The organism is Paenirhodobacter sp. YD-8 (genome assembly GCF_056590935.1).
Window position 1 is genome coordinate 3,640,263 of the sequence record NZ_CM152649.1, and the last position, 9,738, is coordinate 3,650,000.

Consider the following 9,738-nt stretch of genomic DNA (forward strand, 5'->3'; position numbering starts at 1 on the left):
GATTAAAGACGATAAAAACGATCGCAATTATAGATGAATGACGGAGGCAAATTCGCTGGGCCTGTGCTGCCAGACCCGGGATTCGGGAAAGGGAATGCGCGACGTTGCCGGGAACAGGCGAATATCTTTCCCCCCGGCCGCGGCGGTCGGGGCGCGCGCGACGCCCCGAACCGTGCTGCCTTGCCGAGTCGATGGGCCCGGCCGCAGACCGACGGGCCCCGCGCGGCGCAGGGCCCCCTGCCGTCAGCCGCGCACGCGGCTCGACTTCGGATCATACATCGGCGCGATGCTGACCTCTGCCTCGACCCTCCGTCCGGCGACATCGATCGCATAGCGCGAGGCGAGGATCTCGGCCTCGGTCTCGTCCGCGCGGCACGGCAGATAGCCCAGACCGATCGCGCCGCCAAGCGCGTGGCCATAATTGCCCGAGGTCAGGAAGCTGACGATCCGGCCATCGCGCAGGATCGGCTCGTTGTGGAACAGGAGCGGCTCCGGGTCTTTCAGGCGGACCTGCACCATCCGGCGCGCAAGCCCCGCCTCGCGCTTTCGCAGCACCGCCTCGCGGCCGATGAACTCGCCCTTGTCGGTCTTGACCGCGAAACCGAGCCCCGCCTCGAGCACGTGGTCCTCGTCGGTGATGTCATGGCCGAAATGGCGATAGGCCTTCTCGATCCGGCAACTGTCCATCGCATGGAGACCGCAAAGCGTCAGGCCCACCTGTTCGCCCGCCTCGACCAGCGTCTCGAACACATGCGCGGCCTGATCGGTCGAGACATAGAGCTCCCAGCCAAGCTCGCCCACATAGGTCACGCGATGCGCCCGGGCGAGGCCCATGCCGATCTCGATCTCGCGCGCCGTGCCGAAGGGATGCGCCGCGTTCGAAAGATCGTTCGGAGAGACCAGGTTCAGCAACTCGCGCGAGCGCGGCCCCATCACCGGGATCACCGCCTCGGCCGCGCTGACGTCGGTGATCGTCACGAAGGCATCGCCGACATGGTTGCGCAGCCAGACGAGATCGCGCTGCAGCGTCGCCCCCGGCACGACGAGGAAGAAGGCGGTTTCCGACAGGCGGGTCACGGTCAGGTCGCATTCGATGCCGCCGCGCGCGTTCAGCATCTGGGTGTAGACGATACGCCCCACCGCCACGTCGATCTGATTGGCGCAGAGCCGCTGCAGGAAGGACACCGCGTCGCGCCCCTCGACCCGGATCTTGCCGAAACTGGTCATGTCGAGCAGGCCCACCCCCTCGCGCAGGGCCATGTGCTCGGCGCGCTGGTTGTCGAACCAGTTCTGCCGCTGCCAGCTGTAGCGGTATTCGGGCGCCTGCCCGGCGCGCGCGAACCAGTTCGCCCGCTCCCAGCCAGCGACCTCGCCAAAGACCGCGCCGCGCGCCTTCAGGTGTTCGTGCAGCGGCGAGCGGCGGATACCGCGGGCGGTGGCCATCTGGCGATAGGGGAAGTGGTCGGCATAAAGCAGCCCCAGCGTCTCGCTGACCCGCTCGCGCAGATAGCGGCGGTTCCTCTGGAACGGCTGCGCGCGGCGGATGTCGACCTCCCACAGGTCGAAGGGCGGCTCGCCGTCGTTCATCCATTGCGCCAGCGCCATGCCCGCGCCGCCCGACGAGACGATCCCGATCGAGTTGTAACCCGCCGCCAGCCAGTAGCCGCGGAGGTTCGGCGCTTCGCCAAGGTAATAGCGGTCATCCGGGGTGAAGCTTTCCGGGCCGTTGAAGAAGGTGTGGATGCCCGCCTCGGCCAGCATCGGCATCCGCGCCACCGCCTGTTCGAGGATCGGCTCGAAATGATCGAAATCCTCAGGCAGCTGGTCGAAGCAGAAATCCTCGCTGATCCCGTTCATGCCCCAGGGCTTCGCCTTCGGCTCGAAGGCGCCGAGCAGGATCTTGCCCGCGTCCTCCTTGTAATAGGCGCATTCGTCCGGAACGCGCAGCACCGGCAGCTGCGCCAGCCCGGGGATGTTTTCCGTGACGATGTAGAAATGTTCGCAGGCGTGCAGCGGCAAGGTGACATCGTTTTGCGCTGCCAGATCGCGCCCCCACATGCCGCCGCAGTTCACCACGGTCTCGGCGGCGATATGCCCCGTCTCGCCCGCCGCGTCCCAGTCGACGCCGGTCACCCGGCCCTCCGCGGTGGTGACGCGGGTCACCTTGACCTGTTCGATGATCTTGGCGCCGCGCATCCGGGCGCCCTTCGCCAGCGCCAGTGCGATATTGCCGGGATCGGCCTGACCATCGAGCGGCAGATGCACCCCCGCCACCACATCCGAGATCTCGAGATGGGGATAGAGGTCGAGCACCTCGCGCGGGGACAGCTCGTTCACGTCCACGCCGAAAGCGCGGGCCAAGGCGGCCTGCCGGAAAATTTCCTCGCGCCGCTCCGCGGTCAGCGCGACGGTCATCGAGCCGCATTGCCGCAGGCCCGTGGCAAGGCCGGTCTCGGCTTCGAGCTTGGCATAGAGATCGGCGGAATACTTCGCCAGCCGGGTCATGTTCTGGCTCGCCCGCAACTGGCCGATCAGCCCGGCCGCATGCCAGGTGGTGCCCGAGGTCAGCTGCTTGCGCTCGAGCAACACGATGTCGGTCCAGCCGAGCTTGGCGAGGTGATAGGCCACGGAACAGCCCGAGATGCCGCCTCCGATGATGACGACGCGGGCTTTGGCGGGAATTTCGGTCATGGGGACATCCGGGGTCAAGGGGGAGGACAGGCGCCCCCCGGGGGCACGGGGGGAGGCGCCGCGCAGAGTCTGCCCTCTGTGCCCGCTCAGTTAGCCAGCACAAAAATGAAATTTCAATATCATTTTTTCACTCTTGTGTTTTTTGTTATCTCATAATTTTACTCCCGTGTGATCGGCAACTTGAGTTTCCCTCCCGCCGTCCCCAAGGTGCGGCAACGGAAAGAGGAACACGATGAGCCGTCACGTTGGCGAAGACGTCAGGTCACTTCGAAAGGCCCGAGGGATGACCCTAGTGCAGCTGGCCGCGGATGTCGGACGCTCGGTCGGCTGGCTGAGCCAGGTGGAGCGCGGGCAGGCCACCCCCTCGGTGCGCGATCTAGGCCAGCTTGCGGAACAGCTTGGAGTCAACATCAGCTTCTTCTTCCGCTCGTCGCGGCGCGCCCCGGAGGAACAGGGGCTGGTGCTGCGCGCCGCCGACCGCCCGCGGATCGGATCGGCCGAAAGCGGGTTGGTCGAGGAACTTCTGTCGCCCACGCTCAGCGGTTCCTTCGAGATGATCCGCTCGACCTTTGCCCCCCGCGCCTCCAGCGGCGGCCGCCAGAAGGCGCGCCCCAAGGAAGATGGCGGCGTTCTGATCTCGGGAAGGCTGACGCTGGTTCTGGGCGAGGCCGAGATCGAGCTGAACGCCGGCGACAGCTTTCAGTTCCGCGAAACCGACTATGCCTGGCGCAATGACGGCGACGAGCCGGCGGTGGTGCTGTGGGTCGTGTCGCCGCCGATCTACTGAGGCAGCCGACGACGGCGCGACCATCGCAGCCTGCCCTGCCGAGTTGCGGGCATGTGCCGTCACGCCGGCGTGTCCGGGCGGCCCGGGGGCACCAAGGCCCACGCAACCGTGGTCGCCCCATCCCGTGTCAGCGTCGTCCCATTTCGGCCGATTTCGACAGTGCCGCCTCGAGGGCCGCGGCGAGGCTGCGGCCGAAACCTGCCGCGGCGGCGGCATCAAGCCCGGCGGCGGTGATGCCGCGATAGGCGCGGTAGGCGTCCAGCAGGCGGGGCGCCTCCTGCGCCATCTGCCCGGACAGCAGTGCCGCGCCCTCGCACACCACCGCCTCCGCCGCCCGCCAGGCGATCGCGTCGGGCAAACCGTGCGCCGTCAGAAAATCCCGCAGCGCCAGAGCCATCAGTGCCGGATAGGCCGCGCCCGAGCCGGAAACCGCGCTCAGCGCATCGAGATGGGCCTCGGAGACCACCTCGTCCGCGGCCCCGATCGCCGAGAGCACCGCCGTCACCGCGGCACGGTCCTGCGCCGTCACATCCGGACCGGCGAACCACGGCGTATAGGATGCCCCGATTTCGGAAGACGCATTGGGCATCGCCCGGACGATCCGGCCGCCGCAGGCCGCCAGCGCCTCGCGCCCGATCCCGGCCATGAAGGAGATCACCAGCCGGTTCGGGGCGGACAGTTGCAACGCCGCCCAGTCCTCGGGCCGCACCGACACCACGACGATCTCGCTTTGCGCCACCAGATCTGCCACGTCGCGCGCCCAGACGACCTCGGGCGCGCCGAAATGATCCGGGCGCGGGCCGCTGCGGTTGAGCGCCACCAGATCCGCGGCCCGCACCGTGCCCGCGGCCAACAGCCGGCGTCCGAGCGCCGAGCCGAGCCACCCCGTTGCGCCGATGATGCCAAGCCTCATGCCACGTCCCCCTGATATCCGATCGGCGCCTGCAAGCGGGCGATCTCGCGCGACGGCATTGAAATGCAGGTCATGCGCCGCCCCGAGACCGCCGAGACCTGCTGTGTCATCGGACTTGAGTACATGTCGCCGGCCGCGTGTCGCAAGAAAAATGTTCACATCTGATCCTTTCAGAGGCCATGAGATGTCCCCGAGCAGTCACTTGCGAACCTTTAATTGACACATATGAACATTGTCGGCCAATCTCTCCTCACATCCCACCCGAAAAGGCCGCTTCGATGTCGAACGATCCCCTCCTCCAGCCCTTCCAGCTCAAGCATCTCACGCTGCGCAACCGCATCATGATCACCAGCCACGAGCCGGCCTATCCCGAGGACGGCATGCCCAAGGAGCGGTATCGGGCCTATCACGTCGAGCGGGCGAAGGCGGGGGTGGCACTGACGATGACGGCGGGATCGGCCTCGGTCTCGCGCGACAGCCCGCCGGTGTTCAACAACATCCTCGCCTGGAAGGACGAGGTCGTCGGCTGGATGAAGCAGCTGGCCGACGAATGCCACGATCATGGCGCGGCGGTGATGATCCAGCTGACCCATCTCGGGCGCCGCACCCGCTGGGACAAGGCCGACTGGCTGCCCGTCGTCTCGCCTGGCCATGAGCGCGAGGCGGCGCACCGGTCGTTCCCGAAGAAGCTGGAAGACTGGGATATCGCCCGCATCATCAACGACTATGTCGACGCGGCGGAACGGATGAAGGCCGCGGGCCTCGACGGGCTGGAGCTGCAGGCCTATGGCCACCTGATGGATCAGTTCTGGTCGCCGCTGACCAATGATCTCGACGGCCCCTATGGCGGCAGCCTCGACAACCGGCTGCGCTTCACCTTCGAGATCCTGCGCGGCATCCGCGACCGCTGCGGCGAGGACTTCATCCTCGGCGTGCGCTATACCGGCGACGAGGATCTGCCCGGCGGGCTGACCGCCGAGGACGGCCTCACCATCTCGCAGAAGCTGAAGGCAAGCGGACTGGTCGACTTCCTCAATGTGGTGAAGGGCCATATCGACACCGACCCCGGCCTGACCGACCTGATCCCGGTGCAGGGCATGCGCAACGCCCCGCATCTGGAGTTTGCCGGCAAGATCCGCGCCGCGACCAATGTCCCGACCTTCCACGCCGCCAAGATCCCGGACGTGGCGACCGCGCGCCATGCGATCGCCGCGGGACTGGTCGACATGGTCGGCATGACCCGCGCCCACATGGCCGACCCGCATCTGGTGCGCAAGGTGATCGAGGGCCGCGAGGACGACATCCGCCCCTGCGTCGGCGCGAACTACTGCCTCGACCGGATCTATCAGGGCGGCATGGCGTTTTGCCTGCACAACCCGGCCACCGGGCGTGAAGAGACCATGCCCCAGACCATCCCCGCCGCCACGGAAAGGCGCCGCGTCACCATCGTCGGCGCCGGTCCCGCCGGGATCGAGGCCGCCCGCGTCGCGGCCGAGCGCGGCCATGTGGTGACCGTCTTCGAGGCGGCCGACGCGCCCGGCGGCCAGATCCGCCTCACTGCGCTTGACGAGCGCCGCCGCGAGATGATCTCGATCATCGCCTGGCGGATGGCGCAATGCGAGAAGAAGGGCGTCACCTTCCATTTCAACACCATCGCCGATGCCGCAGCCATTCTGGCCACATCGCCCGACGAGGTGATCATCGCGACCGGCGGGCTACCGCATACCGAGGTGCTCTCGGCCGGCAATGACCTCGTCTGCTCGGCCTGGGACATTCTCTCGGGCGATGTGAAGCCCGGCCGCACCGTGCTGATCTTCGACGATGCGGGCGATCACGCGGGCCTGCAGGCCGCCGACCTGATCTCGCGCACGGGCGCCGCGGTCGAGATCGTGACCCCGGACCGCAGCTTCGCGCCCGAGGTGATGGCGATGAACCTCGTGCCCTACATGCGCAACCTGCAAAAGCGCGACACGACCTTCACCGTGACCTGGCGGCTGCGCGCGGTCGCGCGCGAGGGCGACCGGCTGCGGGCGGTGCTGGGCTCGGATTACAGCGATGTCACGCGGGACCGGCTGGTCGATCAGGTCGTGGTGAACCACGGCACCCGGCCGCTCGACGAGCTCTATTTCGAACTGAAGCCGCTGTCGTCGAACCTCGGCGAGGTCGATTACGAGGCCTTGACGACCGGCGGTCTGCAGACCCTCGCCCCCAATCCCGACGGGGCGTTCCGCCTGTTCCGCATCGGCGATGCGGTGGCCGCGCGCAACACCCATGCGGCGCTTTATGACGCGCTGCGGCTGGTGAAGGATCTCTGACACGCGCCCGCCCGGGACAGATCGGACAGGAAGACACTGCCGAAGACGGCCCCGACCTGTGCGGCACACAGCGAGAGCCCATCCAAGAATTTGGCGCCGCGGCCCCTCGCGATGAGTTGAGACACGAAGAGGCTGGGGGCTTGTCGCCGCGCGCCGAGTGTGGGCGTCCGCCCCCGGTCCACGACCACCGCGCGAGGGCAATCTTCGAAGATTCGTCCGGTGCCGACGAAGGGCAAGCGGATGGCGCTGCCTTTCGTCGGCACGGGGAGCTTTGGGGGATTTTTGTGCTGAGTCTTTGGGGTGATCGGCGGGGCGTACAGCCAAAGCCCCGTTTTGAGGCGGGGCGTAAGCCGTTGATCTGGCTGCAGGATTTATTGGTTGCGGGGGCAGGATTTGAACCTGCGACCTTCAGGTTATGAGCCTGACGAGCTACCGGGCTGCTCCACCCCGCGACGTTTGACCATGTGTTTCATGGTCTGCTTGCCCCTCGGGCTTTTTGAGCTTTTGGGGTTTTTGATCGTTATGAGAGAACGTTGGCTTCTTACTAGGTTTGGCGGTGACCTACTCTCCCACGTCTTAAGACGCAGTACCATTGGCGTGTTGGCCCTTAACGGCCGAGTTCGGGATGGGATCGGGTGTTTAGCCAGCGCTATGACCACCAAACCGAGGAAGAAGCCATCATGTCCAAGTCAGGTATAACCTTTTGTGTATACTTGCTTTTGATCTTGAGCCTTGCTGCTACTGGATCAAATCAAGCCAATCGGGCAATTAGTACCGGTCAACTGAACGCGTTACCGCGCTTACATCTCCGGCCTATCGACGTGGTGGTCTTCCACGGCCCTCAAGGGATACCTAGTTTCTGGGGGGGCTTCACGCTTAGATGCCTTCAGCGTTTATCCTGTCCGATCATAGCTACCCAGCACTGCCGTTGGCACGACAACTGGTCCACCAGTGGATCGTTCACCCCGGTCCTCTCGTACTAGGGGCAACTCCCATCAAGTATCCTACACCCACGGCAGATAGGGACCGAACTGTCTCACGACGTTCTAAACCCAGCTCACGTACCTCTTTAAATGGCGAACAGCCATACCCTTGGGACCTGCTCCAGCCCCAGGATGAGATGAGCCGACATCGAGGTGCCAAACGATGCCGTCGATATGGACTCTTGGGCATCATCAGCCTGTTATCCCCAGAGTACCTTTTATCCGTTGAGCGATGGCCCTCCCACTTGGGACCACCGGATCACTATGGCCGACTTTCGTCTCTGCTCGACTTGTCAGTCTTGCAGTCAGGCTGGCTTCTGCCATTGCACTCAACGACCGATTTCCGACCGGTCTGAGCCAACCTTCGCGCGCCTCCGTTACGATTTGGGAGGCGACCGCCCCAGTCAAACTCCCCACCATGCAGGGTCCCGGACCCGGATAACGGGCCGCGGTTAGACATCAAGAGTGCGAAGGGTGGTATCTCAAGGGAGGCTCCACGGTGACTGGCGTCGCCGCTTCAAAGCCTACCACCTATCCTGCACATCACAATCCTGATGCCAGTGCAAAGCTAGAGTAAAGGTTCATGGGGTCTTTCCGTCTAACCGCGGGTAGTGTGCATCTTGACACACAGTTCAATTTCGCTGAGTCCACGTTTGAGACAGCGGGGAGATCGTTACGCCATTCGTGCAGGTCGGAACTTACCCGACAAGGAATTTCGCTACCTTAGGACCGTTATAGTTACGGCCGCCGTTTACTGGGGCTTCAATTCGGAGCTTGCACCCCTCCTTTTAACCTTCCAGCACCGGGCAGGCGTCAGACTGTATACGTCGCCTTACGGCTTCGCACAGCCCTGTGTTTTAAGTAAACAGTCGCCACCCCCTAGTTTGTGCCCCCCACCGATACTTGCGTACCAATGGGGCCTCCTTCTCGCGAACTTACGGAGGCATTTTGCCGAGTTCCTTAAACGTGGTTCTCTCAAGCGCCTTGGTATTCTCTACCAGTCCACCTGTGTCGGTTTCGGGTACGATCTTAAAGTGGGGCTATTTCCAGGAACCTCTAAGCAGCCCGATCAATCCGATAAGATCGAACTACCCTCGAGATCCGTCACCACCACATGGCCCAGGAATATTAACCTGGTTCCCATCGACTACGCCTTTCGGCCTCGCCTTAGGGGTCGGCTTACCCTGCTCAGATTAGCTTTAAGCAGGAACCCTTGGACTTTCGGCGAGAGGGTCTCTCACCCTCTTTGTCGCTACTCATGTCAACATTCTCACTTCTGATCACTCCACCGGATCCCTCACAGGCCGGCTTCACAGTCAGAACATTGCCTCCAATAGACCCGCCAAGATTACTTGGGGAGGTCGTAAGGAGGCAGCGTTCTATATCACAGAACGCTCCGCTACCACGCACATCACTGTGCATCCAAAGCTTCGGCTCGTGGCTTGAGCCCCGTTACATCTTCGCCGCAGGACCTCTTGACTAGACCAGTGAGCTGTTACGCTATCTTTAAAGGATGGCTGCTTCTAAGCCAACCTCCTGGTTGTTATGGAAGTCCCACATGCTTTCCCACTTAGCCACGAATTGGGGGCCTTAGCTGTTGGTCAGGGTTGTTTCCCTCTTCACGACGGACGTTAGCACCCGCCGTGTGTCTCCCGGATAGTACTCTTGGGTATTCGGAGTTTACTTAGGCTCAGTAAGTCTGTGGGACCCCATCACCCATGTAGTGCTCTACCCCCCAAGGTATTCGTCCGAGGCGCTACCTAAATAGCTTTCGCGGAGAACCAGCTATCTCCGAGTTTGATTGGCCTTTCACCCCTAGCCACACGTCATCCGGACCCTTTTCAACGGGTGTCGGTTCGGACCTCCAGTTGGTGTTACCCAACCTTCATCCTGCACATGGCTAGATCACTCGGTTTCGGGTCTGATCCCACGAACTCGTCGCCCTTTTAAGACTCGCTTTCGCTGCGCCTACACCTAACGGCTTAAGCTTGCTCGTAAGACCAAGTCGTTGACCCATTATACAAAAGGTACGCCGTCACCGCTCAAGGC

4 protein-coding genes, 1 tRNA gene and 2 rRNA genes (1 of these 7 cut by a window edge) are annotated in these 9,738 nt (G+C 63.8%); 2 read left to right on the plus strand and 5 right to left on the minus strand.

The genetic code is table 11. The features are described 5' to 3' along the window. Positions 1-243: 243 nt before the first annotated feature. Positions 244-2,691 carry a GcvT family protein gene (locus AC0QTQ_RS17655; protein WP_480257657.1) on the minus strand — a complete coding sequence of 816 codons (2,448 nt, stop codon included), beginning with the start codon at positions 2,689-2,691 and terminating at the stop codon, positions 244-246. Between the two features lie 232 nt (positions 2,692-2,923). On the opposite strand from AC0QTQ_RS17655, the gene AC0QTQ_RS17660 reads away from it, so the two are divergent. Continuing rightward, positions 2,924-3,478, plus strand: a complete 555-nt coding sequence (locus AC0QTQ_RS17660; protein ID WP_480257658.1) for a helix-turn-helix domain-containing protein — start codon at positions 2,924-2,926, stop codon at positions 3,476-3,478. 127 nt (positions 3,479-3,605) lie between these two features. On the opposite strand, the gene AC0QTQ_RS17665 is transcribed toward AC0QTQ_RS17660, so the two are convergent. Beyond that, positions 3,606-4,391: a pyrroline-5-carboxylate reductase family protein gene (locus AC0QTQ_RS17665; protein WP_480257659.1), complete on the minus strand. Its 786-nt coding sequence runs from the start codon at positions 4,389-4,391 to the stop codon at positions 3,606-3,608. A 278-nt stretch (positions 4,392-4,669) separates the two neighbouring features. Between AC0QTQ_RS17665 and hpbA the strand changes: the two genes are divergently transcribed. Further along, positions 4,670-6,706: an N-methyl-L-proline N-demethylase HpbA gene (hpbA, locus tag AC0QTQ_RS17670; RefSeq protein ID WP_480257660.1), complete on the plus strand. Its 2,037-nt coding sequence runs from the start codon at positions 4,670-4,672 to the stop codon at positions 6,704-6,706. Between the two features lie 375 nt (positions 6,707-7,081). On the opposite strand, the gene AC0QTQ_RS17675 is transcribed toward hpbA, so the two are convergent. The 3 genes from AC0QTQ_RS17675 to AC0QTQ_RS17685 form a co-directional block, all read right to left on the minus strand. Further along, a tRNA-Met gene (locus tag AC0QTQ_RS17675) sits at positions 7,082-7,158 on the minus strand. 96 nt (positions 7,159-7,254) lie between these two features. Then, positions 7,255-7,369, minus strand: a 5S ribosomal RNA gene (gene rrf, locus AC0QTQ_RS17680). 84 nt (positions 7,370-7,453) lie between these two features. Continuing rightward, positions 7,454-9,738, minus strand: a 23S ribosomal RNA gene (locus AC0QTQ_RS17685) (it continues 560 nt past the right edge of the window).